The 26,999-nt window shown below is 42.7% G+C and carries 21 protein-coding genes; 13 read left to right on the top strand and 8 right to left on the bottom strand.

All coding sequences use genetic code 11. The features are described 5' to 3' along the window. Positions 1-128: 128 nt before the first annotated feature. The 5 genes from H8B19_RS10785 to H8B19_RS10805 all read left to right on the top strand — a co-directional run bounded on the left by H8B19_RS10785 (position 129) and on the right by H8B19_RS10805 (position 8,611). Positions 129-3,326 carry a glycoside hydrolase family 15 protein gene (locus H8B19_RS10785; protein ID WP_186506891.1) on the top strand — a complete coding sequence of 1,066 codons (3,198 nt, stop codon included), beginning with the start codon at positions 129-131 and terminating at the stop codon, positions 3,324-3,326. A 527-nt stretch (positions 3,327-3,853) separates the two neighbouring features. Further along, positions 3,854-4,297 carry a hypothetical protein gene (locus H8B19_RS10790; RefSeq protein WP_186506892.1) on the top strand — a complete coding sequence of 148 codons (444 nt, stop codon included), beginning with the start codon at positions 3,854-3,856 and terminating at the stop codon, positions 4,295-4,297. A gap of 129 nt (positions 4,298-4,426) precedes the next feature. Beyond that, positions 4,427-6,676, top strand: coding sequence for an FtsX-like permease family protein (locus tag H8B19_RS10795; protein ID WP_186506893.1), 2,250 nt, complete (start codon positions 4,427-4,429; stop codon positions 6,674-6,676). Next, positions 6,673-7,935 carry an HlyD family secretion protein gene (locus H8B19_RS10800; RefSeq protein ID WP_186506894.1) on the top strand — a complete coding sequence of 421 codons (1,263 nt, stop codon included), beginning with the start codon at positions 6,673-6,675 and terminating at the stop codon, positions 7,933-7,935. Before H8B19_RS10795 ends, H8B19_RS10800 begins: the two co-directional genes overlap by 4 nt. 10 nt (positions 7,936-7,945) lie before the next feature. Further along, entirely contained in the window at positions 7,946-8,611 is a 666-nt protein-coding gene (locus tag H8B19_RS10805) for an ABC transporter ATP-binding protein (protein WP_241737567.1), read from the top strand. On the opposite strand, the gene H8B19_RS10810 is transcribed toward H8B19_RS10805, so the two are convergent. Both H8B19_RS10810 and efpL read right to left on the bottom strand, forming a co-directional pair. After that, a complete protein-coding gene (locus H8B19_RS10810) occupies positions 8,604-9,116 on the bottom strand; it encodes a YcxB family protein (RefSeq protein ID WP_186506895.1) in 513 nt (170 codons plus the stop codon). The two genes, H8B19_RS10805 and H8B19_RS10810, sit on opposite strands and share 8 nt — an antisense overlap. A 99-nt stretch (positions 9,117-9,215) precedes the next feature. Then, entirely contained in the window at positions 9,216-9,791 is a 576-nt protein-coding gene (efpL, locus tag H8B19_RS10815) for an elongation factor P-like protein EfpL (protein ID WP_186506896.1), read from the bottom strand. A 393-nt stretch (positions 9,792-10,184) separates the two neighbouring features. On the opposite strand from efpL, the gene H8B19_RS10820 reads away from it, so the two are divergent. From H8B19_RS10820 to H8B19_RS10855, 8 genes are all read left to right on the top strand, one after another. After that, entirely contained in the window at positions 10,185-10,655 is a 471-nt protein-coding gene (locus H8B19_RS10820; protein WP_186506996.1) for a hypothetical protein, read from the top strand. A gap of 562 nt (positions 10,656-11,217) precedes the next feature. After that, positions 11,218-14,082 carry a TonB-dependent receptor gene (locus tag H8B19_RS10825; protein ID WP_186506897.1) on the top strand — a complete coding sequence of 955 codons (2,865 nt, stop codon included), beginning with the start codon at positions 11,218-11,220 and terminating at the stop codon, positions 14,080-14,082. A gap of 100 nt (positions 14,083-14,182) precedes the next feature. Continuing rightward, on the top strand, positions 14,183-16,123 hold the full coding sequence (locus H8B19_RS10830; RefSeq protein WP_186506898.1) for an NPCBM/NEW2 domain-containing protein: 1,941 nt from the start codon (positions 14,183-14,185) through the stop codon (positions 16,121-16,123). A gap of 29 nt (positions 16,124-16,152) precedes the next feature. Further along, a complete protein-coding gene (locus H8B19_RS10835) occupies positions 16,153-17,049 on the top strand; it encodes an ROK family protein (protein ID WP_186506899.1) in 897 nt (298 codons plus the stop codon). 20 nt (positions 17,050-17,069) lie between these two features. Continuing rightward, the gene (gene nagA / locus H8B19_RS10840) at positions 17,070-18,203 is read left to right on the top strand and encodes an N-acetylglucosamine-6-phosphate deacetylase (protein ID WP_194362702.1); all 1,134 of its coding nucleotides are present in this window, start codon (positions 17,070-17,072) and stop codon (positions 18,201-18,203) included. After that, entirely contained in the window at positions 18,204-19,493 is a 1,290-nt protein-coding gene (locus tag H8B19_RS10845) for a DUF4832 domain-containing protein (RefSeq protein ID WP_186506900.1), read from the top strand. It abuts the gene before it with no gap. Positions 19,494-19,911: 418 nt separating this feature from the next. Beyond that, a complete protein-coding gene (locus H8B19_RS10850; protein ID WP_241737568.1) occupies positions 19,912-20,136 on the top strand; it encodes a helix-turn-helix domain-containing protein in 225 nt (74 codons plus the stop codon). Beyond that, the gene (locus H8B19_RS10855; RefSeq protein WP_186506902.1) at positions 20,126-21,328 is read left to right on the top strand and encodes a type II toxin-antitoxin system HipA family toxin; all 1,203 of its coding nucleotides are present in this window, start codon (positions 20,126-20,128) and stop codon (positions 21,326-21,328) included. Before H8B19_RS10850 ends, H8B19_RS10855 begins: the two co-directional genes overlap by 11 nt. A gap of 255 nt (positions 21,329-21,583) precedes the next feature. Here the strand turns inward: H8B19_RS10855 and H8B19_RS19240 are convergent, their stop codons facing one another. From H8B19_RS19240 to H8B19_RS10885, 6 genes are all read right to left on the bottom strand, one after another. Further along, entirely contained in the window at positions 21,584-21,868 is a 285-nt protein-coding gene (locus H8B19_RS19240) for a helix-turn-helix domain-containing protein (protein WP_186506903.1), read from the bottom strand. Further along, complete coding sequence (locus H8B19_RS10865) at positions 21,861-23,192, bottom strand: HipA domain-containing protein (protein WP_186506904.1); 1,332 nt, start codon at positions 23,190-23,192, stop codon at positions 21,861-21,863. Before H8B19_RS10865 ends, H8B19_RS19240 begins: the two co-directional genes overlap by 8 nt. Before the next feature lie 292 nt (positions 23,193-23,484). Further along, the gene (locus H8B19_RS10870) at positions 23,485-24,165 is read right to left on the bottom strand and encodes an amino acid adenylation (RefSeq protein WP_186506905.1); all 681 of its coding nucleotides are present in this window, start codon (positions 24,163-24,165) and stop codon (positions 23,485-23,487) included. Continuing rightward, positions 24,166-24,825: a peptidase M15 gene (locus tag H8B19_RS10875; protein ID WP_186506906.1), complete on the bottom strand. Its 660-nt coding sequence runs from the start codon at positions 24,823-24,825 to the stop codon at positions 24,166-24,168. 26 nt (positions 24,826-24,851) lie between these two features. Then, entirely contained in the window at positions 24,852-25,682 is an 831-nt protein-coding gene (locus tag H8B19_RS10880; protein ID WP_186506907.1) for a hypothetical protein, read from the bottom strand. Positions 25,683-25,748: 66 nt separating this feature from the next. Next, on the bottom strand, positions 25,749-26,999 hold the full coding sequence (locus H8B19_RS10885; protein ID WP_186506908.1) for a restriction endonuclease subunit S: 1,251 nt from the start codon (positions 26,997-26,999) through the stop codon (positions 25,749-25,751).

The following is a 26,999-nucleotide window of genomic DNA, read 5'->3' on the forward strand; positions in this document are numbered from 1 at the left end:
TGACTTGTAGTGCATACATCGACCAGACTCTTGTCATTTTCAAGTAACCGATAACCTGCAAATAAAAGCGATATCGGAATAGTAATATCCAGTTGCCTCCATACCTTCATGTAAAATCAGGATGAAATATGCGTGACCTTGATTTGAGAATTAGCCTCGACCGTTATTATCAACAAATTAAAGCGGTAATCATCGATAAACAGCACCCTATTTCCGGCTTGTTACCGGCCAGTACAGCTATCACGGTGCATGGCAATTATCAGGATGCCTGGGTAAGAGATAACGTTTACAGCATTTTAGCGGTTTGGGGATTAGCACTGGCTTATCGCCAGCTGGATAACAATGATGGTCGCGCCATCGAATTGCAGCAGCGAACAGTTAAATTAATGCGTGGTTTATTGCGCTCGATGATGAACCAGTCGGCCAAAGTTGAACTGTTCAAAAAAAGCCGTAACCCACTCGATGCCTTGCATGCAAAATATGATACCGCAAGCGGTGAAAACGTGGTGGCCGACCATGAATGGGGGCATCTGCAAATTGATGCGACATCGGTTTATTTGCTGATGATGACGCAAATGATTGCCTCGGGTTTGAACATTATCTGGACCGAAGAAGAAGTCTGTTTTATCCAGAATCTGGTGTACTACATCGAACGCGCCTATCGCACCCCGGACTACGGCATTTGGGAGCGTGGTGATAAGCGCAACAGTGGTAAGGTTGAGCTCAATGCCAGTTCGTTAGGTATGGCAAAAGCGGCACTGGAAGCCTTATCTGGTTTTAATCTATTTGGTGCCAGGGGGTCGCAAAATTCGGTTATTCATGTGGTGCCGGATAATATCGCGCAAGCCAATATTACCCTCACGTCCATGCTGCCACGCGAATCAAACACCAAGGAAATCGATGCAGCGTTACTCAGCGTCATTGGCTTTCCTGCGTTTACCGTGCCGGATTCAAAACTGGCCAGTAAAGTGCGCAAAGAGATAGTTAAAAAACTCGAAGGTCCTTATGGATTAAAACGTTTTTTACGTGATGGTCACCAAACAGCGTTAGAAGACGATGAACGCCTGCATTATGAAGAGCAGGAATTAAAGCAATTTGAGCACATCGAATCTGAATGGCCGCTGTTTTTTACTTATCTGTACCTTGATGCCATTTACCGTAACGATAGCCATCAAATTGAGCATTATCGCGAATGTTTAGACAACGTACTGGTTGAGCACAACGGCCATAAACTGCTACCTGAACTCTATTATGTGCCGCTTGAACTGATTGAACAGGAACGCGAAAACCCGGGCTCCCAACCACGCGTACCGAATGAAAACGTACCGCTGGTGTGGGCGCAAAGTTTGTTTTTACTCGGCTCGATGCTCGAAGATGGTCTGTTGCGTCCTGGTGATTTAGATCCATTGGGTCGCCATCATAATAAACCAGTGACTCAACCCGTGGTTCAGTTAATTTTTCTGGCTGAAGATGAAGCACTGCAAGATGAACTGGCCACCTTTGGTGTGCGCACCGAAACCTTAAAAAACATTGCCCCGGTAAAAGTCTGCCGACCAGAGGACATTGCTACAGTTCACGCACAGGTAGGTCGTTGTGACAGTTTAGGCTTGACCGGTCGCAGTTATCGCATACCCAAAAGCCTTGCCACCAGCCGGGTGTATAAACTCAATCATGAGCGTGTGGTGTGTATTACACCTTCCTTTATGCAGCAAGAGTTTTTCTTAAGCTACGATATCGATTTTTTAGTCAGTCGCTTTAAAAGTGAATTACGTTACCTGCAACGCAACTGGACTGAACTAGGCCGCCCAACGGTGACCGTGCTGCTTACCCGACAATTGCTTGATACCGATCGCAGTTCGTTTTTCGCCTTGATGAAGCAAATTGAAGCAGGTGATGTAGATGGCATTGCCGTCACCCATGGCAAAATGGCGCAGTTAATGTCTACCGCAGCGATTGAACGCATCGACCATTTACATGGTTACACTGTGCCAGATGCGCCACTGGATCAAATCCTCGCCACATCGTGCCGTTTGGATACCAGCGCAGATCACACACCGCTATCACAGGCTGACGATCTTGAAATTGATTTATGTACCGATGAACAGCAACTTATAGACAAGTTGGCTTGTGCAACCAATGTCTACGAACAAATCGCTTTGTTAAGTGCTCTGGTAAAAATCAAAACACTGGATGCTCACATTTATATCCATCACGGTGAATACTCGCTGCGTGATTTAATCGAAGAAGTGTATTGTCAGGCGGGTCGTTTTCGCGTTTGGTCAGTATTACGCAGCGCATCAGGTTTGTTGGGTAAATCGGATGGCGATTTAGGTCTGGCAGTGAGTGCTTTACTGGTTGCACAAAAGAACATTCAGGTAGGTCGCGCCTACAGCGATGACTCGTTAATTTCCCGGCCTTTAAACGATGATGAACTGTTGGAAAAAATTCACACCTATTGCCGTGAAGATGTGCGCGACCAGATATTAACCCAGGAAGTATTACTGAGCTTAAGTCTGCTTATCCGTGCGCGTCCTGAACTATTCAGTGAACTGCTAACCATTCGGGTCAGCCATTTAATTTTGCTGCTCACCAGCCAGATTGCGCGCGCAGAAAACATCGCACCAGATGAAGCCTACGAACAACTTATGAATGTGGCACCATCAGACATTCAGCGGCGTTTAGAGGCGGTATTGGAAAATTACCAATCGCTGAATGACTTACCTCAAAAAATGGAAGTACTGCACGCCAAAGGCAGCTCCGACACATTACATTGGCAGCAAAATCTCGGATTAGAGAAAATCAGCGAACCGGCAGGAGGCTGGCTGGCATGGCGACAACATCAGGGGATCATTGACCGTCGTTCAGCCGAATTTAATCAGAATATCTGGTTGATACTGCATCACACTACCGGACTTATTATCGGTAATAAAATGGATAAACGTAACCGCATCAACAGTGACGTGGTGCTAAGTGATATGACTCCCGGTGAAGCGGCTTTTGCGCTGTTAACCGAACATATGCTTAACAATATTCAGTCGGCTGAATATCGTCAGCTAACCATTGAAGCTCTCACCGCGATGGCGAGCTTTTTTGAACAAAACCCGAGTTTAAAAGTGGATGAAGCGATAGTGGTGGATGTGGCCATTGGCCATGCAGTTAATCTGGCCTATCTGGATTCCTACCCGGAACGCGCCGATAACTACAATCATTTTAAAGGCCATGCGTGGGATTGTTTTTACGCTGGCTCAGTGCAACAAAGCACCGCCTTTATTATTCAGGCGTTAACAAACTTGTTAATTGTGCGCACACCGGCACAGCCCGTCTGATAATAAAATAACTAAAAGCACCACAGTGACTATTGATTAACTGTGGTGAAGTTTATTTATCTACTCATATAAAATTAATTAAAGTTGAAAATAATATACACAAACCGTAGAAAATTTAATCAAAACCCTTGTGCAAATTAATTAAACAATTAAGAATTAACATCAGAAAGAATATGTCATTCAAAAAATAAAAATAAAAAATAATAAAAAATTTAAATTGAAATAACCATTGACTTCCTATCATTATAATGAGAAGAATAAATAGTCGACAACATGCTTAGTCGACAAGGAATATAATTACATCAAAAAAGGAATATTTATGTCTTTAAGAAAAAAAAATAGCTAGCATTGCATTCATCTCTTTATTTACTATAAGCAATTCAGTTTATGCTTTCTCATGTGAAACATCTGCTGAAGTCACTTGTGACTCCAACGGGAATTGTAGCGCAACCATTAAAGTAAAGTGCAGCTAGTAATTTTAAGTATAAAGGGGTGAGATACCCCTTTTTTTATAAAAAGGATGTTATATGAAAAAATATCTATCTATACTTTTCCTTCTCCTTTCATTCAACTCTTATGCTAACGAGAGTATATTTACCAATATTAAGCCCTTGCAAGTTATGGATTTTTTACACTCGGGCATACCAAATAAAGTTCCCGCTTTATATGTATGGGATAAAAAAGGACAACCTCAATATTTTCATTCTGGCAATGGCTTTGACAAAATCCCAAAGAATATTAATTTAGAGAGCGCCATTCCAAATACGACACAGAGTGGCTTTATTTTTTTAAAAAAATATTTAACCAGTAATAAACTATGGAACAAAAATAAAAATAATGTAGTTTTTGTTATTTTTGATAAAAGTGTAGGTAACTGCCAATCCTGCGATACTGCACAAAATACATTTTCCCACTCCAATCCGTTTAGCTCTGCAGACTACAATTTAATCAAACTGGTAATTGTTCAATAACTGAATATGTTTTATGGATTGTGGAAGTATTGGAAGTATTCTGCAAAAGAACTCGTTGTTCTTAGCTGTGCATTTGGCCTACTGTTAGCAATTATTGTTTTATTGTCTACCATAGCCAAAGGGGGGGGATTGAATAACCAATTTAACCAGCTTAATGGCTTTGGAATGTTATCCAAAAGCGGGGTATTAAGTCGCACCAGCCAAAATATTAGCCAATTATTAGACTCTATTCCCGCAGTGCAGCAACGTTTTGTATGGTATGTAGATAGCGTACCGGTAGTAATTAGTGGTGAAGAGCACATACTTAATGTGGGATTTACGAATAGCGCTTATTTGACTGCATTGTCCCCTCGCTTTACTAATGGTGCACAACCCTATCGTTGCGATCCAGACTGCGTATTAATCGGCGCCGCGATTTCTTCGACTTTGGCAAACGCAGATTCCATATCAATAATGGGGAAACGTTATTCAGTATCTGCCCAATTTACCCAAAAACAAATAGCCTTTCCCCATGATGAAGGTGCAGACCTTATATTAGATATCAGTGAGCTTGCCTATGCCTCGAGCTTTAAAGACACATTAGAGTTTGTAAGCAGTAGTTTAGGAGGAAGTATAAGCTCGGTGAAAGCAGCTGAATTTATCCCTATTATCCGCACCATGGTTAAACTTATACCAAATACCAATTATCACGATGTATCGCAGCAATTAAAGCGAGAATTTGAAAACCAACAACCTTTGTACAGCGAAATAAAAAAGATATTCAGCTTGCAAGGTAGTGATAATAGGGTTTTGGATATTATTGAGGGACCATTTTTTGATATTCAAGCCAAACAAAATCAAGCTATGATTCGCAGCTTGTTTTTTATTGCTGCAGTGCAATTGCTGCTGGTTGCCTTTGTCAATCTAATCAGCCTCATATCTCGTTTGAATTTGATGCGTTCGCACGAGAACCACATAAGATATGCATTAGGTGCCAGTAAGCTCTCAATATTCATCAACAACATCATTTTTATTCAACCTGTAATGCTCTTATCAGGAATCTGTGGAGGCATTATTCTATTGACCTTCAAGCTAGTTGCCAGCGAGGCATTAATAGCAATGCTAAATATCCCCTTTCCCAATGCCTCATTTTTAATGGCTTTTTATTTACTGTTGTTGACAGTTATTGCATTACTACTACCAGCATTGATAAACATCAAGATATTAGTATCTGGTACCGGTAATGAAAGGGCTCCTCTCTCACGTAAGATAATTTATCAAGTCAGAAGTCTAAACGTGGTTCTATTTTTGCTCGCCATTACCAGCGTGTTTTTAGGATTACATACCTATACGCAATGGCAATTACTTAAAGACAGGGGCATCAAAAATCTCTCACCAACAACTCAAGTAGTTGAAGTGAAAAAAACCGAAAATCAGCCCATATCCAGCCATTGGGTCAGCCAAGCGCAAGCTATTTTAACAAATGTAACAGGCGCAGCATTCTTAGAAACATTACCCGGCGATAGACGGTTGTCTTATAAAAATTTGCGCTTTAATGACGAAGCATGTAACAAACAATTTGATAGCTGGATCAATAACTTTTATGGGGAGCCATTTAAAACTTTAACCAACTCAACAATATCCACACAGAATTGGAGTAAAAATGATATAGCGATTTCACAAAGTATATTGGAGCTGTGTGGCTTTGACAAAAATACGATAATTGGTAAATACGTAATGGATACAGATAATAATCAATACAAAATTAATGCGGTTATCGCTGATATTAGTTATGACCTGTACAGTCAAACCCCACAATACGTTATTTACCAACCACAAAACAATGCCCACAACTTATATGCTCTAGTATTACCCGGCAATATTAAAGTAAGCAATATAACCAAAACATTAGAGCAGCTATTTATTGAATACAATCTACCACTGAAAGTAAGCTTTAGTAGTCACATAATCGAGTTTATAAAAGCCAAATTGGTTAAAGAAACTGTCACTATGTTTATATGCTTTACATTAATGGGAGTGTCGCTTGCGATACTTTATTTAGCATTTACTCAACACATAAATAAAGTACTGGCAATGAGAAACACCGAATGGGGTACCATGAGAGCCATGGGTGCCAATAAAAATAGACTAACCCGATGTGTTTTAATGGAATTAGTTAGTGAATGGCTATTAGCAATTTTAATAGGTTTAACCTTGGCGTGTGGCTATATGTATTTTATCAACCGCATGAATAGTGCTTCTCTTTTTGCGGACATATTAACCCTGGCCGTAGCAAGTGCCCTTGTTTTAATCATCGCAAGTTTGTATGTGATAAAAAAATTGCACCAACTTTTCCAACACACGCCATCACAGTTATTGAGATACAAGGGAGCTCAATGAAATTTGAAGATATTCAAAAACAAGTAGCCAATAAAAGAAAAAATCGCATGGTGATATTGTTTACCAGTGCATTAGTTATATTGACAATATTCATTGCCATGGGCTTAATGCTCGCCCAAAAAAAAATCAGTAAAAACGAATTACAGCTAAGTCATGTTGAATTGGGGGATTTCACAGAGATCATTGTCGCCAATGGCCAATTTAAAAACCGATATCCCAGTGTTATTCCTACAACGCAGGAAGGTGTAGTGCAAACCATACTAGTGGACGAGGGGCAATATGTAACACGTGGTACTCCGTTGCTGACGCTAAGCAACGACAACTTTGATTTAAAAAAGTCACAGCTACAGAACCAGCGTCACAATAGCCAATTAGAACTAGAACTGAAAAATGCCCGCTTAGCACTGGAAACTGTGCAGCAGCAAACCGAAGTTGCGCGCTTAAAAGGTGAATATGATGTTTTGCAAGCGCAGTTTCGTGCCCAGCAAGAATTGGCTAACAAGGGTATTATTTCAAAACTGGAGTTAATGGCGACCGAAGTAAAACTTCGAAATATGCAGCGTCAACACACGCTTGCGGCCAATACACTTAGCACAATGAATAGCTTGCATAACAAAGAGGAAACATTATGGCAGCTTAAAGTAGCCGAAATCGATAAAGAAATCGATGCACTTAATGACGACATCAATGAGCTTAATATTGTGGCCAAAGAAGATGGCCAGATTCAAAAAATTAATGCCAAGTTAGGCGAAAGACTAACGTTAGGTGCTCCCGTGATAGAACTATCTAAAAATGAAGATCTGTATTTTGTCGCTCAAATACCTGAGCGAGATGCACAACGCATTCAGCCTCAAAATCAAGCGAACATACGGGTAAACAGCAAATGGCTTCAGGGTCAAGTTGAAAGAGTTAGTCCTAATGTCACTAATGGCTTTGTTGATGTATATATTCAATTCTCTCTGAACAACACCAGCCAATACCAATTAAAACAAGACTTGTCAGCCAAAGTCGAAATCACCACCCAAGTGCTCGACAACACCACTTTTAGCGATAAGCGCATTGCCAACAATGCCAACACAGAACAATCCAGTTGGTTTTACAATCAAGCTGACAACTCGTTAGTCAAGCGTAACATCAAACTAGGTGAAATTTCTCAACAAAAAGTCATGATCGTTTCAGGGGCACAACCAGGTGAACTTATAGTTAGCTTCGAGCAATCAAAACTTTGGGGCGACACACCACCAAAGGTTGTGTTGTAAGGAACATTTAATGTTAGTTGCGTTAGAAAAGCTGAATAAACATTTTGATTTGGGTGGTATGTCCCAACAGGTTCTATTTGATATTGATTTAATTATTAATGAAGGCGAGTTTGTTGCGATTAGTGGTCCATCAGGCGGGGGGAAATCCACCTTGTTATCGATTTTGGGTTTGCTCGACATGCCCTCGAGTGGCCAATACCGTTTGGCCGGCCATACTACAGTGGATTTTTCAGACGAATTGGCAGCGGCCATTCGTAATCAATATTTTGGTTATGTTTTTCAAAGTTATAACCTTATCCCACAACTTAGCGTGTGGGAGAACGTCGCACTGCCATTAACCTACTACAGCCAATTGAAAAAGCCGCAGTGCCAACAAAAAGCACGCGACTATTTAACCAAGGTTGGTCTTGATGACAAATACGCTCACTATCCTAACCAGCTATCAGGCGGTCAACAGCAGCGCGTCGCCATTGCACGAGCCCTTATCACTGAGCCAAAAATTATTTTTGCAGATGAGCCAACCGGTAATCTCGATTCTCACAATAGTGAAAATATTATGAATATTTTCAAGATGTTAAATAATGCAGGCCAAACCATAGTCATGGTGACGCATAATCCACTGGAACTTAACTACGCCTCCCGAACCATTACAGTCAAAGACGGCCGAATTAACTAATAGCTGTATGTTTTCGTTCAGCGAATAACGACTGAGCTTGCTGGCTAAGATATTCCTGCGCGTCATTATCTAAACAGCGGTTGGAAAGATAACTGCGGCTTTTGCCCACATACAGCAGCCAGCCTTTATCCGTAGCTTCAATTTTACTAATACTGTCCCAGCTCATATTGGCATTTACATGCAAAGACGAAACTTCAATCCCTTGTTCGTTTATCACCAGTGTGACTTTATGCCCAGCGGCTTTACTTATCATCTGCCGTGCCAACCACCAGGATTTTTTAAAGCGTTCACTTAAGGCTTCAATCACCCCCAGGCCAACCACAAACCAGGCTAGATAAGCATCAATATCTGGCACATACAACAAAATGAAACCAACCAACACCAAAGCCAGGGATTTTCGATAGGGTTTAAAGCCCGGCTCAATCACCACAGATTGGTCAAAGGTTTCACTGTAATGGCTTTTATCCAGCACGTAAGTGGTGGTGTAGTTAAACGGCTCTGTCATCTGTGGCTCGGTATCTCGTTTTGATTATTTAGCATATACAAAAAAGCGAGCATCAAGTTCCCCTGTCGCTCGCTTTCATACAGAACACAAAACCGCTAATTAGTGTTTATCACCACGGCTTTGGAATTTACGTTCTTCGGTGTTGATTTTAATCCACTCACCTGTGCTGATGTATTCTGGTACTTGCACAACCAAACCTGTTGATAAGGTTGCAGGCTTAGTACGAGAGGTAGCAGATGCACCTTTAATTGAAGGGTCAGTTTCTACCACTTCCAGTTCTACGCTCATTGGCAAGTCAATCGCAACGGGCACTTCACTTACGATAACGACCTGAATACCATCGGTGCTTTCTGTGATAAACAAGGCTTCATCGGCAATGCTGTCTTTGTTTAAGTGATATGGGGTGTAGTCTTCTTTATCTAAGAATACGAATTCGTCACCATCCATATAAGAGAACATTGCTGGACGACGGATCAGATCAGCCATTTCCAGCATGTCTGAATCTTTAAAGGTTTCGTCAAACTTAGCGCCAGTTACTACATCGTACATACGCATACGGTAGATGCTGCCGCCAGCACGGCCTTGTGGTACTGAGCGGTCGATATCGCGAACGATACAGGTTTTACCATCAAACACGATGGTGTTGTTCTTTTTGATTTCACTTGCCTTTGGCATGATTTAATCCTGCAAAAAAATGCCAGCGATGCTGGCGTGCTATTCAAAATTCAGGCGCTATTCTCTTAGATTTTGCCCCAATGGGAAAGCCTCAATTTCGCCCACCGGATCTAATAAGGCGTTTCATTGCAATTATTCATGCATTTTTACAAATCGGAGTTGTCATATTGGAATAAAAATATAAGGTAAGGCAACGTTGTGCTCTGGGAACCGAATAACATCTGTTCAGCCGCTCAAAAAGTCACTGTACAGTTAATAAAGACACTCAAATCATTATTATCGACTGGAGAATAAAGGGTAAATATCCATAAAATTATAAGGCACCAAATTCAGCAATTTTATCGATATTTAAACCTTCCTCAACAACATCAATGCAGGAGATTTGTGATACCAATGTTTACTGAAGAAATGGTACATACCGCGCTACAAACCTGGTGCGACAACGTGGTTAAAGTTGGCAAAATTCATTCAGAAGGTGGCGATGCCAAAGCATTCTCGCTTCAGGTACTGTCGGAAAATTACGATTACGACAACGGACACGTATTATTTAAACCCACACTAACTTTCGGCCAGCAAACCTTCCGCCCAACTAAAGAAGGCGCGTTATCTTATTTTGTTGGTGGTAACAGTGATTACCCTAATGACAATGGCTTTAAACTCAAGCCGTGGGTAAAAGTGTGGTACAGCAAAGAAGACTTCATCCTGCATGGCGACTTAGCCATAGTGCAATGTAACGTTCACTTTATCGGTGAAGATGACAGCCATATTTTTGTGAACAAAAGCTTTGTATTCAAACAATGCGAAGACGGCAAAATCCGCATCATTCTGCATCAATCTTCTCTGCCTTATCAGCCAGACGCGTAAGTTTTAGGTTGAATCGAATATCGGCAGCTCTAGGTTGCTGCCGATAGCACTCCAATAAAACGGAACTTCATCCCTCGCTTACCGATACAAACACATTTCTACTGCGTTAACTCACTAATAACCAAATTAGTCGCCCTAAACGTCCAATCAATAAAAGTCTGTTCTGTTGTTCCTATATGTATCAGTGCCACAAAATGAAACATAATGAAACTTTCTAATGCAAGTAACTGTTAACCTTACACCAATTTACTGGTATAACTTTCAAACCAGTCACCAAAACCCTGATAAACAAGGCCATCTAGTTATACTAAGCCAAATCATAAAATACTAATAACCACCTATTCAAAGCCATAAATAGCGATATACCCACCCCAAAACGAAACATAAACAAGCTAAAACGCTTCACTTAAATTACAAAATAAAATATAAAACTAATAAAACTAATAAGAAAAGTTCATTAAAACGTAATTTATTTCTTTTAATGACTTTACAGTTTCGTTATGCTTCCTTTTTGAGCAGTATCTAATAACTAAATAACAACTGTAAATTTAAGGAAATCACAATGGTCCCAACTATAAAAAAAAGGAAGCTGGCAATTGCATTATCACTCGCGTTTTGTAGCTATGGAGTGAATGCCGCTGACGACGATAAAACCGAAAAAGAAGAAGACAGTCAGTTCGAAAAAATCACGGTGTCCTCTCGCCAAAGCAGTTTAATTAAAGCGATGGATATTAAGAAAAGCACCGATTCAGTTGTAGACGGCATTACTGCACAGGAATTAGGGCATTTTCCGGATGCAAACGTTGCAGATTCACTATCACACATTACTGGTGTCACCATAGACAGAACAAGTGGTGGTGAAGGACAAGGTGTTAACATCCGTGGACTGGGACCAGAATTTAGCATTGTAACCTTAAATAACCGGATCATGGCGACCGACCAATCCGGACGTGAATTTGCGTTTGATGTGCTGCCATCAGAAATGATCTCAGAGGCGTGGGTACATAAATCCGTCACCGCCTCAACCTTAGAAGGCAGTATTGGTGGTGCCATTAATTTAAAAACTGCGCGCCCGTTAGATAACAAAGGCAAACAAGGTTCTATTGCGCTTGAAGGCCAGTATGGCGAGAAAGTTGACGATTACGGTTATAAATTTTCTGCGGTAGGCAGCAACACCTTTGCAAATGACACTATGGGTGTCATTTTTTCAGCGTTAATGAGCAATACCCCTACCCGTACCGATTCATTATCTGACCTTAACTATGGTGAAAACTGGAGCTGGGATCACGACAACGATGCAGGTGGCGGTGTTAACTGGCAGGATGCTTCAAACGAACTGAAAATTCCTAATGTTGTGGCCTACACAGCTCAGCTGGAAGACAGAAAACGCTTTGCGTTATCCGGCGCATTTCAATATCGCCCCAACAATGATTTAGAAGTGGTAGTTGATGGTTTGTGGACCCGCCTTGAAGCACCGTCACAAGGCTACACAGAATCTTATTACTTAGTGGGCCGTGCACAAAGCTGGCACGACGCAACCTATACCGGCACCCCAACTGCGCTAAACCCTCAGGGCACCATAGTGACCAGTGTCAAAATGGACAACCTTATTCCTGAGCTGGTTACCATTACTGAACACCGCGTGGTTGATACTGCACAGCTCGGCATTAACGCCAAATTTTCAGTGTCTGACACTTTTGTTGTCACCGGTGATCTTTACGCATCTCAGTCAACACGTGACGCAGGCGGTAAAGATAAATTTGTGGTTGCCCACGGGGTGGGCGGTGTACCAAATACAGCCACTTTTAGCCTGACCGAAAATGGCTTACCCAATGTCGAATTCGATTTTAGCCAGAATGCCCACATTAACTCAGTGAGTGATTTAATCAGCAATGATCAGTTTGGCCCGCACTTCTCGCAAACAAACGGGGTTGATATTGAAGACACTGTTATTGGTGGCTCGCTGGCCGGTGAACTGTTCTTTGATCTTCCGGTAATTGATAGTCTGGATATGGGCATTGTTTACAACAAACGTACCAAAGGCAGAGAAAAATACGATAACCAGCAAGCACGTAATTTATACAGTAACGGCCCGTTTACCTTCGCCGATACCGGTGTGAATGTGGTAGAAAGTTTTCCGATTGATAACTTTCTGGATGGCATTGGCGGCAACTTCCCACGTCAGTTTGTCGGATTTGATATCGATGCCTATCAGGAAGCTATGCATGCAGCAGACAATAATCCTAACGTCATCAATCGCTTCACGGGTGAAATGTATCCTGAAGGTTATTCATACAATGATGAACCGGTATTTAATCCAAATGAATCGTTTGAAGTAGAAGAAGAAACCATATCGGTTTACCTGCAGGCCAATTTATCCGGCGAACGTTGGTTTGCTAACGCTGGCTTGCGTTATGTCAGCACAGATACCGCGTCGAATGGTTGGTTGTGGGAGATTGATAAAGTCAGTGAAGCATCGCCGTGGGTATGGATAGTTGAACACAAAGATCCAGAGCCGCTATCGGTAACCAAATCTTACTCTGAGCTTTTACCCTCAATTAATATTGGTTTTGATATTACTGATGAATTGCTAATCAGACTGTCCTATGCACAGGTTATGTCCCGTGCGTCACTGGATCAATTATCGACTCAGGTTGATGATGGTTCAGCAGCCTGGGGCGAATTTACCCTTAACCGTGTAGGTAACCCGACCCTTTCGCCGGTTACCGCGGATCAGGCCGATATTTCACTGGAGTGGTACTTCCAGGAAGGTTCAGCATTAACTGCGGCCGTATTCTATAAAGATATCAAAGGGTTTGTTCAGGATTGGCAAAATGTGTATCCCAATGAGGAAGATCAGGCTAACCGCCCTACTTATTTAGTGGAAAATCCTCAACCCTGGATTGAAACAGGCTACATCGAAGTGCCGTTCAATGTGTTTGAACCACGAAATCTGGACACCGCTAAAGTGCTGGGTTACGAGTTTTCATATCAGCAGTTTTTCGAAAATGGTTTTGGTATCACTGCCAACTATACCTACATCGACACTGAATCTATCGTAAACGGATTTAACGAAGGTGTACTGGCGGGTGTGCCCGACACATCCTACTCGATGAACCTGATGTATAACGTTGACAAATTAAGCCTGAGTTTGTCGGCGACACATACCGAAAGTTACATCACCAGTCACTGGAGTCCGCTAAACGTGGTCAGCCTCGACGAACGCAAATATAAATCAACTGCCGATGCCATGACCTGGATGTCTGCATCTGCAACCTATGCATACACTGAAAAACTGCAGGTGTTTGTACAACTGGATAATATCCTCGATGACAACTGGCACAGCTATCTGGGTCAGAAGGATATTCCAGGCTCCTACGCCGAATGGGGAAGAAAAATAAACATGGGCGTGCGCTATAAGTTCTAAGTTTGTCTCCCACTTAGAACCAATGGATGCCACTTTTTATCCCGGTAAGAAGTGGTATCCATTATTTTTTATAACAAAAACAAGGCTCATAGAGGCAACAATGAAAGGCATCTGCAAAACATCATCATTTCTTTTTTTAAGCTCAGCGTTACTCGCATCCTGTGCATCCGTTTCCGGTACCAAAACCCAAAGTGCAGCATCATTACAACCCAGTGGACAATGGACCGCGTTCACTAATGGTCAGGCTGCCACTCCACCCATGGGCTGGAATAGCTGGAATGCCTTCCACACAGACGTTAACGAAGAAAAAGTACTGGGCGCAGCTCAAAAACTGCTAGACAGCGGCCTTGCCGACCTTGGCTATCGTTATATCAATATCGATGATGGCTGGTGGTTAAAACGTCGCCAGTCGGACAATACGCTGGTGGTACGCACTGCCATTTTCCCAAGTGCCGTAATACAAGGTGCCCCGGCCGACCAAACCTCATTTAAACCCTTTGTCGATCATATTCATGCCATGGGTTTAAAAGCCGGAATTTATACCGACATTGGAAGAAATGCCTGTTCACAGGCCTATAACCTGACCAGTCCAAATCTGCCAGAAGGCACTCAGGCAGAACGTGAAGTCGGTACTTACGGCTTTGTGGATCAGGATATGAAACTGTATTTTGCCGACTGGGGCTTTGACTACATTAAAGTAGACGCCTGCGGCATCGATGCTTACGCACCAGAGCGCGAGCATGTAAAAGCGCTGAATTACCGCCCGATGCAACCGCTTATCTATCAGGACAATATCAATCTGACAGATTCTGCCACCGTGCAAAACCTGTATGAAACCCTGCAACAAGCGCTGATTAAATACAATCCAGATGGCGATTTTGTGTATTCCATCTGCAACTGGGGCTCAGCCAATGTGCGCCAGTGGGGAAAAGATGTGGGCAATATGTGGCGCACCAGTGGCGATATTGTCCCGGTTTGGTCGCGAATGCTACACAGTGTCGACAGTGTGATCACACGCAGCCTTTATGCGGGTCCCGGTACCTGGAACGATCCCGATATGCTGTACATAGGCAAAGGTGATTTCGATGAACATCATTTAACAGAGGCAAAAAGCCAGTTTGCGCTTTGGGCGATCCTGTCTGCGCCGTTATTGATCGGCTACGATTTACGCCATGCACCTGACGCACTGATGGATATTTGGGGTGCAGATGAAATTGTTGCGGTAAACCAGGATCCGGCTGGCAATCAGGGGGTTCTGGCCTACAACAGTGACGACGTCCAGATTATTGTAAAAACACTGGCTAAAACCGGTGAAAAAGCGGTGGCCATATTTAACCGTGGTTTAGCGCCAATCAAGGTTCAGCTGACTGCCGCGCACCTGAAAATGGCGGCCGATCAGACTATCTCGTTACGTGACTTATGGGAAAAACGCGATCTTGGCAGCTTTAAGGGTGAAACCACAATAGAAACACAACCTCGTCAAACCGTTATTTTAAAAGCCAAAGGAAACAGTGAGTTAACAAACGGTATCTATCTGTCGGAAATGCCCGGCCGGGTTAACGTAGCAGAAGATGGTGTGACGGCGCCCATGATGGATCCCAACATTCATAAAATGGTAGATCCGTGGGGCATGGGAACCCGTTCCGGCGGCCAGCGACCACAATATGCCGGATGGGGCGGAGCCAGAGCAGATTCAACGCCTTATAACGAAAATATCCGCATGCAAAATACTATTTACCGCTCGGGTATCGGCGCGTTGGCTAATTCACGTTTAGAAGTAAAAGCAAACGCTGAATTTAATACATTCTCGGCGCAGGTAGGAATTGACGACAGCAGCCCGGGTAAATCGGCCCCCGTGCAATTTGAAATTTACGGCGATGGTAAATTGCTGGAGACATCTGTGCCCACATCATTCAATCAGACACCCGTCACCCTCAGTGCTGATGTCACAGGAGTCAAAGTGGTCGAGCTGATTGCCCGCCAAATGGGTCCTGCTCATCATCCAGTGGTAGTGGCCTGGGCAAACGCAAAACTACAGTAATTAACTGTGATACAGAGATAAAACAAATAATGTTGTGTGGTATCGATATAGGTGGGACGAAAATTGAAACAGCAGTATTTAATGATGATTTATCGCCCGTTGAAACCTGGCGGGTAGATACGCCCACCCGCGATTATCCATCGTTTTTAAGTTGTATTAGGCAACAAATTGCTAAGGCGGACACCATTGCCGGTTCGCCTTGTTCTGTCGGTATTGGACTACCGGGATTGCGTGATGTCGAGGGACGCACGCTGTCAGTTAATGTGCCTTGCGCCAACCAGCAACAGGTTGAACAGGATCTGTCGCACCTATTAACGCGCAACGTATATATAGAAAATGACTGCAGGTGTTTTGCGTTATCAGAAGCCCGCTTTGGCGCAGGACAAGGCTACACGCGGGTGTATGGTGCCATATTAGGCACAGGTGCCGCCGGTGGTTTTTGTGTCGACGGCAAACTTAACAGCGGCCAAAACCATATAGTTGGTGAGTATGGTCACATTCCCATTCCTGCACAGTTAGCCATGCAATATCAACTTCCTGTATTGCCTTGCGGATGCGGGTTGAGTGGCTGTCTTGAGCAGTATATTTCAGGAAAAGGCCTAATCTTTTTGCATCAGCATGTTAGTGGTGAATCGCTATCTACCCGCGAGATTGTCGATAAAATTCGTGAAAACAATACAGATGCAATCAAAACCTTCGCCATATTTATGGATTTACTCGGTTTTGCCATGGCGACCATAGTACATAGTTACGACCCCGACGTTATCGTGCTGGGCGGTGGTTTATCTAATGTTGCTGAGATTATTGACAGCTTACCGCAAGCCGTTCAGCGCTTTACTTTCCCAATTGTAGTATTGCCGCGCATTGTTAAAGCCACACACGGCGATTCCAGCGGTGTGCGCGGGGCAGCACTACTCGCAGTTTAATCATTAAAGGTATTTTCATTATGCAGGCCATTACTAATGCCACTGTTTTCACTGGTGAAAAATTGCTTGAATGCACCAGTGTTGTTTTTGATCACTCCGGCATTATTCAGGTTATTCCCGACGCCGATTTGCCCGTGGACATTCCCAAAATCACCGATTTTGCCGGGGACTATCTGGTTCCTGGTTTTATCGATTTACAGGTAAATGGCGGCGGCGGTGTTATGTTTAATTCATCCCCTACCCGCGCCACTATCCAAACCATGGTAAAGGCTCACAACCAGTTTGGCACCACGGGATTGTTCCCCACATTAATTACCGACAATAAGGATAAAATGCGTTTGGCTATCAGTGCGGTGGACGAAGCCATTGCCGCAGGCGATAGCGGCGTTTTAGGTATTCACCTTGAAGGCCCGTTTCTTAATCCACTTAAAAAAGGCGCGCACGATGCCAGTAAATTTAGCCAGATAGACGATGAAGCTATCGAGCTGCTGTGCTCACTCAAACACGGTAAAACAATTGTTACGCTGGCACCGGAATTAACCGATGCCCAAACCATCACCAAACTAACCGAACGCGGCGTCATTGTGTGTGCAGGGCATTCAAACGCAACCTACGAGCAAATGGTAGAAGCGATAATGGCTGGAGCACAGGGCTTTACTCATTTATTTAATGCCATGAGCCCGTTTGAGGGTCGTGCACCCGGCATGGTCGGCGCTGCTCTTTTAGATAAAAGCAGCTGGTTTGGCATTATTGCCGATGGACACCACGTACACCCTGCATCGTTAAAACTGGCAGTACAGGCAAAACAAACCGGAGGCGCTATTCTGGTAACCGATGCCATGTCTACCGTGGGTGCAACCGATAACAGTTTCGAACTGAACAATGAAATCATCTATGCCAAAAACGGACGATGTGTAAACGCAGCAGGCTCACTGGCAGGCTCTGATCTGGATATGTTCTCAGCCATCAAAAACAGCATGCAATTTGCTGATATCAGTTGGCAGGAAGCCGTACGCATGGCAAGCCTGTATCCGGCAAAAGCCTGTGGTATGGATAAAACTTGCGGCGTAATTCAAGCGGGAGCTAAAGCCAGTTTTAATCGTCTTTCGGCCAACTTTGAGTTACGTAATAGCTGGATAAATGGAGCACTCTAAATGATGTATCAAATGATAAAACAACGGGCACTGGGCATTACTGGATTACTGTTAACAACACTGGCGCTGTGTAGTTGCCAAAGCTCAACATCCGAGCCCGTGTCGCTCCAGTCCAGCATTAACAGCGTACAACCAATGACAGGTTTAGTGTACTGGACAGATAACCCTGAGCTTGAAACTGAAAAAGGCAGTGCAGCGCGCATTGAGTTTTCATATTTAACCTATGCTGAGGTGGTCGCCAGCAATGGTGATTTTGACTGGCAAAAGGTGGATAACATATTAACCACGGCCGCTTCACGCGGCCATCATGTTATTTTGCGCTTTCACTATACCTACCCCGGCGTAACCACGCCTTCTGTACCTGCGTTTATTACCAATCAGGCCGGTTACCATATGCGCGAGGAACAGGTTGAAGGACAGCCGACGTTTATACCCGACTGGTCATCACCCGCGCTGCAAGATTTCACCCTGGCGTTTTTGCAGGCATTTGCGCAACGTTACAATAACGATAAACGACTAATGCTGGTTCAACTGGGTTTTGGCTCCTATGCCGAATATCACCTGTATGAAGGGCCATTGACGTTGGGCGACACCTTTCCGTCAAAGGATTTTCAGCAAACCTTTATCAACACCGCAAACAGCTTGTTTACCCGGCTACAATGGGCAATTTCGATAGACTCGGCCAATACTGATTATTCTCCGCTACAACCTTTTGCGGCAGACACAGCATTAAATTTTGGTTTATTCGATGACTCACTGATGCACCAAACCCACTCAGAGAACGATCAAGAATATAACCGCGCAAGCTGGCTGGCCTTGGGCGAAAACCGTTATCAAAACAGCATAATGGGCGGTGAACTTAACTACTACAGCGACTGGGATCAGGAAAGTGCATTAGCATTACCCGACGGCCCGTGGGGTAAAACTTTTGAGTGGTTTGCAGAGCAATATCACCTAACTTATGTGATTGCCAACGACCAGCCAGAATATCAGGACGTTGCCAGGCTCAAACAAGCATCAATGTCACTTGGTTATCGATTTGCAATTACGCAGTTTGAGTGCGATGACTCACGCTGTGATATCACAGTTACCAATCAGGGCACAGCACCTTTTTATTACGATGCCTTTGTTTGTGTTAACCAAAACTGTGCAGAACAAAGCCTCAAAATGCTACAACCCGGTGCCAGTTTAAATTTGCAGCTAGAAGGCCTGACTGCCCCGTTTAAGCTGAGCATAGAAAGCCCACGATTATTAGACGGCCAGACGATTCAATATGAAGCAAATATCTAAGGATTGATTTAGACCTGCAAGACGATGCTTTTTAAGTAGCAGTCACAGTATTAATTGAGGAATGTTTATTATCGGTTGCAACTAACTGTGGCCGATAATGTTTCCTCTAAAAAGCCAATAAATTCCGTTATGAATAAAAACAGGTGGACACCATTGCATATCAGGTTAAGCAAAAGTCGTTACGGGAAAATGACTTGATTTAGGCTCAACGCATAAATTACAAGCCCCATACAAAGCATACTTATGTTTATTTTATTAATCATAAACCATCTTGTGCATAAATAATCAATCATTGACAAAATCATGCAATGCACTATATTTCAATCAATAAATATTTAATGCACAAAATATCATGCATAAACATCAACACTTACTTATTTCTATAGGTAAACTCATTAAAAACACGCGAAGTGCCACGATGGATCAACAAGAACTAGGGCAGCGCGTCGGTGTTGGTCGCAATACCATATCATCGATGGAAAATGGTAAAAGTGTGAGTGCTGAATCACTGTTTTTGGTATTAGAACATCTTGATTTAATTGATGATATTCAGGAAGTGATCGACCAACAACTCAGTAACACCACAATCAAGCTGAGCCGTAAATCACGTAAGTCAATCAGTGAGCTGGACAATGACTTCTAAAGCCTATGTTTTTATAGATGGGCTAGAAGATGCCCCTATCGTTTGTGGCGTTATTCAAATAGATGAAGCCACTAAAAAAGGCCGCTTCCGCTATGGTAAAAGTTACCTGAACCGCCCCAATGCCTTTGCGCTTGATCCGGTAAACCTGCCTTTAACAGATCAGGAACATTCAACCCAGTTTAACCAAGGATTATTTGGTGTGCTGTCTGACGCCGGAGCTGATTCATGGGGGAAAAAAATAATATTATCCCTCCACAGCACTAAACCTAAAAATGCACTGGAGTTTTTGCTTGCAGGCTCTGGCATGGGAGTGGGAGCACTGGTATTTAGCCTTTCAAGCACCAACTCAAAGCCCAAATACAATAAAAATACCTTGGGTGATTTGCCCATGCTGCTTAAAGCCAAAGATGCCATTTTGGCTGATGAAGACATTTCACCCGAGGCTAAAAAAGCATTTGAATATGGCTCCAGCATGGGTGGTGCCAGACCTAAAACCATTGTTCAAGACGGCGATATTACCTATCTTGCCAAATTCAACCGACCTGATGACATTATCAATATTGTCAAAGTAGAACATGCCGCAATGCGCATGCTGGATGAATTACCCTGTCGTGTCGCGACTACAAAAGTACAAACGACACCTAATGGTGATGTTTTGTTGGTTGAGCGATTTGACTTACACAAAGGCAAGCCTAATTGCCACTATCTCAGTGCCAATTCAGTATTTAGCCAAAATAAAGTCAATTCAGCCGTGTTGAGCACCACCTACAGCTATGGCCAACTCGCCGAATTTATAATGAAAAACGGCGCAGAGCCTACCGATGCGCACGACCTTTACTACCGCATGGTTTTTAACGTACTGATGGGTAACACCGATGATCACTCGCGCAACCACGCATTACTTTACCCGTTTGATCAAGCTCACTGGCGCTTATCCCCCGCGTTTGACGTATTGCCTGTAAACAATTCCCAAATGCATGGGATAGGAATTGGTATTAATGGCCGGGAAGGTAACGTAGCAAACCTACTTAGCCAATCTCTGCGCTTCGGACTTAAAACATTTAAAGCACAAAAAATCATTGAAGACGTGCGCCAACTCACTCAAGAATGGCAGTATTATTTTGAACAACATGGAGTGGGATCAGCGGATATTGAACGGTTAAAAGCCATCATTCCCAATATTCAGGCTTAATGACAATTTAGCGCGCGGATAATAACGGTTTAGTTCTGGGCTAACTCTTATCCAAGCCATTGGCTAACATGGGTTGATTGGCGCAGCGATACCAGTAACTGGCATTACCCATATCCCCTTCAATACGGTGTAAATAACCGTGTTATAACGAGCCAAACATACTGGGATCGTCCTGCACCAGATTATGCGCAGCGTCCCATTTATCTTCTTCGATTAGCTCAACGCTTGTAAAAATATATCTGTCATAAGTATCCATTAATCCTGTACTACTCGCGGCACAAAATGGGCGCTGACTTTAAAGCCACCCGGTGCCAAAATTTTGTTAAGTACCGATAACCTTGGGTCTGTATTACCCTTTTCGATATCCCGTAACGTTTTGTCAGACACCTTAATAAACTTGGCGTATTGAGTTTGGGTCATAAAATATAAGTTTGTGCGGATAAGTTTGACAGCTTCCCCTAAAGAAATGGTGTTATTTCTTAAGTCATGCTCAATCCTGGCTACGATGTCTTTGCGCTCATCTGCGGTTAAATTAATCACCGTAAACTCCCATCTCAATCAGTTTGTTCTTGATGTTACTAAAGCCAATGGCGGGGAAATTTAAAATCTCTTCTGGGCAATCGAGCTGCTTGAGCAAATCAGGTAATTCAATTAACGGTGCAGCAAGTTGCGTTAAGAAATCTACTAACGCCTGGGGATCACAAAAATCGCTAAGTTTATCAGCGACCTGAACAAAATTAACCCGGCCACCTTTCTCACAATCGCGCTCCCACTTAAACAACCGGGTAATCATTTCCGAATCAGCTTTCATTGGAGCAAAATCGTATATTGGCGCAAAACGAATATCACCCTCAAACTTCAAAAATGAAATATTACGGCCGTGATTAACTGAATTACCAAATATCAAATTCAAAAAATCCCGCGCCACGTACTGTTTGGTAAATTCTTCAGAGTTCATTTGAGTTGTATCGTTTATGCGGCGCCATACTTTTTCCATCACAGCAAAATGATCCTGGTAGCTACCAGGCCCTGCATTGATCATGGAATAAATACTCTCAAGACCGAGGCGGGTTGCAATGCCGTTTTCAATACGCACATCAAATCTTGGCAGCCACAGGCTGACTTGCCCCTCATGCTGTAGAATTTTCAATCTTGAAACATCGATAGTTTCAATACCCGTTCCTTTTAGAACATGATGTAGAGCTTGGTAGTAAACACCCTCTGCCCTTAAAATATTGTTGTCTCTCAATGTACGGTTATTTCTGGCAAATTTGGTTAAGTAAGGCTCTGCATGAAGCGGTTTGCCTGCAAAATCACTATCGATATACACATTTTTGCCGTCCAACATCAACAACAGTTTAGGCGCAACGCCTCCGGCACCAGTCGCACCACCTACAGCTGCACCTTGTTCATTGGCATATTCCAAAAAACCATGTTGAAGCTGAACAACATCATTAATAGAAAAGCGCACATCTTGGTTAAGACTTTGCGCAAGTACAGATTCCTTTATCCGTAAATTCCCGACCGGGGACATACAGGCATTGGTTAATAACGCATAATTTTGTTGAAAATTATCAGCTCGCCCCACATTGAGATATTGCAACCACCAATCTCGTGATTTACCCACAGGTAAAATATCATCGAGTAAAGCCGGCCAATTTGGATAATCTGTCGGGATAATGCCAAGCGGAGCATTAACAGTACATGCCCAACAATCCTTTGCTTCGTATCGCACAACAGCGCCAATATATTCAGGAAAGTAAGACAGACTCACAGCACTACTTAACTGTGCTCCAGCAAAATTCAGAATGGCAGCATCCCACCATTTACCTTGATTAAATAATTGAAGAGTGACACTTGGCATAATCGAACCGGTAGTTTATTACTGTTCATGTACTAAAAATAACAACATAACGGTAGATGTCTACCGTTTTATTTCATAAAGCGCAAAAAAACGGTAACAAACTACTTTTATTAGCAGTAACTCTGAAAAAGACAGGCAAAAGAAATTATCCGCATAATGAGACAATCATAAAAGTAACTAATTGATTTTAATTGTTTTTAGTCCAAAAGCGGAGCAAACCTGGGTCTACAATCGCGTCCTAAGTCAAACATAGCCCATGTCTTTCTGAATATCCGACATTTGCTGGATTAGTCTACGTCCTCCGATAATCACTTAACTTGATTATTTTTGCGCTGTGCAAAGCCTCTTCTTCACGGACCTTGCCACTAAGATCCCGGCAATAGCCGAGCAATCGTTCTAACGGTACAAATTTTACTTTGCGCTGCTTAATTCGTCTTGTTTGTGTGTTCAGGTAAGCTGCCAGCTCTGCTGCCAATTCCGGTGTTAATTGAGATAGTTTACGATCACTCAATGTATCGGTTACCCAAAGTCCTGCATCACTGATATGGCCATTGATACTAAGATCGGTGTTTCTTACCCATTCAGGATTGAACTCTAATTCGGATAGGTCGCTCAACAACAATGCTATCTCAGAACGCGGAATAATTTGATACGCTTCTAACGTATCAGCAAGCACTGCCTGCCACTCCATTTGCAATATCTGAGTCAGTTCCTGCAATGAAAGCCTCTGTTCCACTGGCAGAAAAAAGGTAAAACGGCTATTCGCTTCACAGGCGATAATGGTCTTTTCATAAGACTGGTAACGGTTATCAATGATATGCACTTGCCAACATAAGCAGTCTGAACCGGATGACAGGGTATTAACCCCAGCCTGTTTTCCCGGCTCAACAGGCAATCGAGGTAAATCAGCCTTGAGCCATTTGTTCAGTGCATTTGTTGCACTGAATATTAGTTGAGGAGTGTTGCCCCGCATTTAGTTCCTCAATTGTTCGAATATATCTTCACAGGCAGCATAACGCTGTTCCAGAGGAATTTTTTTATAAAAATCACTCACCTCTCCAGCCGTCAGGATACGTTTTTTATGGCCCGTATTAGGGTCGGTAATATACGAACTAATGCTTTTAGGGGCAGTTTCATCTTCGTACCACGAAATATTAAACGCACATAAATTCGGGAAAAAATACATATGTTTACAGGCTGGAATATGGGCGTGAATCCACCATGCTAATGATGTCCAATCGCCTGTTTTCTCAAAATAATCTAAGTAGGCTGGTATAACGATACATGCAGTCGCCCCCATATTGCCATGTTCATCACGCCTGTCCCAAATATGACCTGCGTAGTTCTTTTCGTTACTGGCGCAATTTGCACCTAGCTCATTACCCAACTGGTTTACTTCACAGCTTCTAAAAGCTGAGCGGATATGAAGTCGCCCCCATGCGTCTTGGATTGGCTCCAGCACTTTTTCACATAGCTGTGTACCTGCTTCTACGGCTAATTCGATATCGTCCGGGATATTATTAATGCCGTGTACAGCGGCAGTTTCTGAAAACAGAAAATCTCGCAGGAAAAAATGCTTGGATAGTCTTCTTCTGGCTAAGTTATCAAGCGTGGTTATTTTTGATTTAGACATATAAAATCCCTATGAGGTGCTAAAGCTTATTCACTAAACCCAATAGTTGGCTCAGCCAACAACGCCATTGTCATGGCTAAAATGCTTTTTGCTTGTGAACGTGTAAAGCTTTCATCGCCATGTGCACCTAATTGACAAACGTTTTTTAATTGTTCTCTCATACTAAGCAAGCGTTCAATGGAATTCATGCCTTGTCGTTCTTGCCTATCATGTGCTTTTTTATTGGCTGCTGAGGAGAGTGACTTATCTTCACGACTTGATTCTATTTTTTCGATGATATGGCGGCATTGTATAACTGACTCTTTATAGTGCCCGCTTTCGATAAATTCCTGTGCTTTACTGCAAAGGCTGACGAAGTCATTTGAAACAGACGGTAACGGCACTTCAAACAACATGGTTTGTCTAAATCCAGCGCTATTTAACGCTTTTAGCCATTGTTCTCTATGAACAATCACCTCTGAATTATCATAGCTCGACGTTAAAACACTCTCAGTTAGCGTTAACGCATATAACCCAAAATTCAGTTTTAAATCGCTGGATTGTCGATACTCCTCAATGGCATTGATTTGCTCTTTGCTAAACACTAATTCAAAAGCCAATTGTTCACCGTTGTTAGGGTGTGGGAAACATTTAATGTGCTGTTGAAATGCAGGAATCAAGTTAACTAATGGCTTTATGGGTTCTGCTAATGCAATTGATAAACGAATATCAAAAATAGAGATATTTTTTTCAACCCCATGACGAGTGCCTCGTAGAACAATATTAAAAGCATAACCCCCAGCCGCGTTGCGCCCTTGTATGTTTAATTGATTAAACTCAACGATATCTTCGCCATTATCTCTTATTAAAATTTTCATCTTTAATTCTATTTTTTACCACTATAAGTTTTGAATTCGCGATGACTTAAATAAAGTACTATGGCATTACAATTCGCCAGCGAAAGCTTTTTGGCTTAACGAGTTAAAAGCATTTGATGCTTCCACTAATGATTTTTGCATTGATAATTTTGACTTTCGTACTTTGACTACTGCATCGTGATATTTATCCACGAGCTTTTCATCAGGCACAAGTACATTAAAGTTTTTCAATTCCACAGGCGAAATATGTGGCACTGTTGTTTCCGTCGGGCAACAGTGTTTTTCAAAAGCCTTAGACAATATGCTGGCATACAAAAAGTCAGTGTATTTTGGTTTTTTGGGTCTTATTCTCGCTACACGCTGGACAAGATACGTATCCCTCTCATTTTCTGGGAATACACAAACTTTCAATCCACTAGAAATCCACGGACGGTCCATTGCCAAAATGACATCTCCAGACTTTATTTTATAATTTTGAATTCCAGCTAATTTTTCTTTATTCCAGTAGGCCGTATCTTTCCAATCGAAATACCCAGTCAAGGTATTGGCTCCACGACAAAGCCTTACCGAATCTTCACCATCGTCAATATATTCAGCACTTTTAAACGCATATCCAGAAATTACGTCTGAGAGTTCAGTTAACTTAACTTGAGGCAACCCCTTCGGGTTTGTTACAGGATCGCCGAACATATCTAGGAAGACGCTGCGGAGGAAGTCGTCGGCGAGGTCGATGGCTTGTTGGCGTTTGCGGCGCACGCTGACGGCTTTATCTAAAATCGCGGCGATACGTTTTTGCTCGTCGAGTGGGGGTAGTGGTATTTTTAACTCTTTAAATCTTCCGACGTCTAAGTTTGAAATGTTGGTTGTTTGTCTGCCACAGTGCCTAATATCATGCTGAATTTTTGGCGACATTACCCAGTGATATAAATACCTAGCATCGATTATATTTTTTTTAGGACGAACAATCGAAATAAACCCACCAGCAGTTGCTTCATAACCTAGTTCGCCAACAAAACTAGACTTGCCTACAAGTTCCCAACTATTAGCTGAGGAAATTAAAAGGTCTCCATTTTTCAATTTCTGCTCATCACGCTTCATTAGTTCTTTTGGAACCGAGATTAAATCATCCAGAGCCAACTCAGCAATCTGAACATTCTTGGTTCTCATCACAACTATAGAACCTTCAGAAAATGGTTCTACGACTTGATCCGGTTTGAAAGTTATACCGCGAATAAATTGGATTGCATCCCCTACGTCAACTAAAGGCCAACTCACAGCATTGCCTCCAGCGTCGTTCCTGCGCATCCATGCGCCCAC

It is taken from the genome of Neptunicella marina (assembly GCF_014270035.1).
In the GTDB taxonomy this organism is placed as follows: Bacteria; Pseudomonadota; Gammaproteobacteria; order Enterobacterales; family Alteromonadaceae; genus Neptunicella; species Neptunicella marina.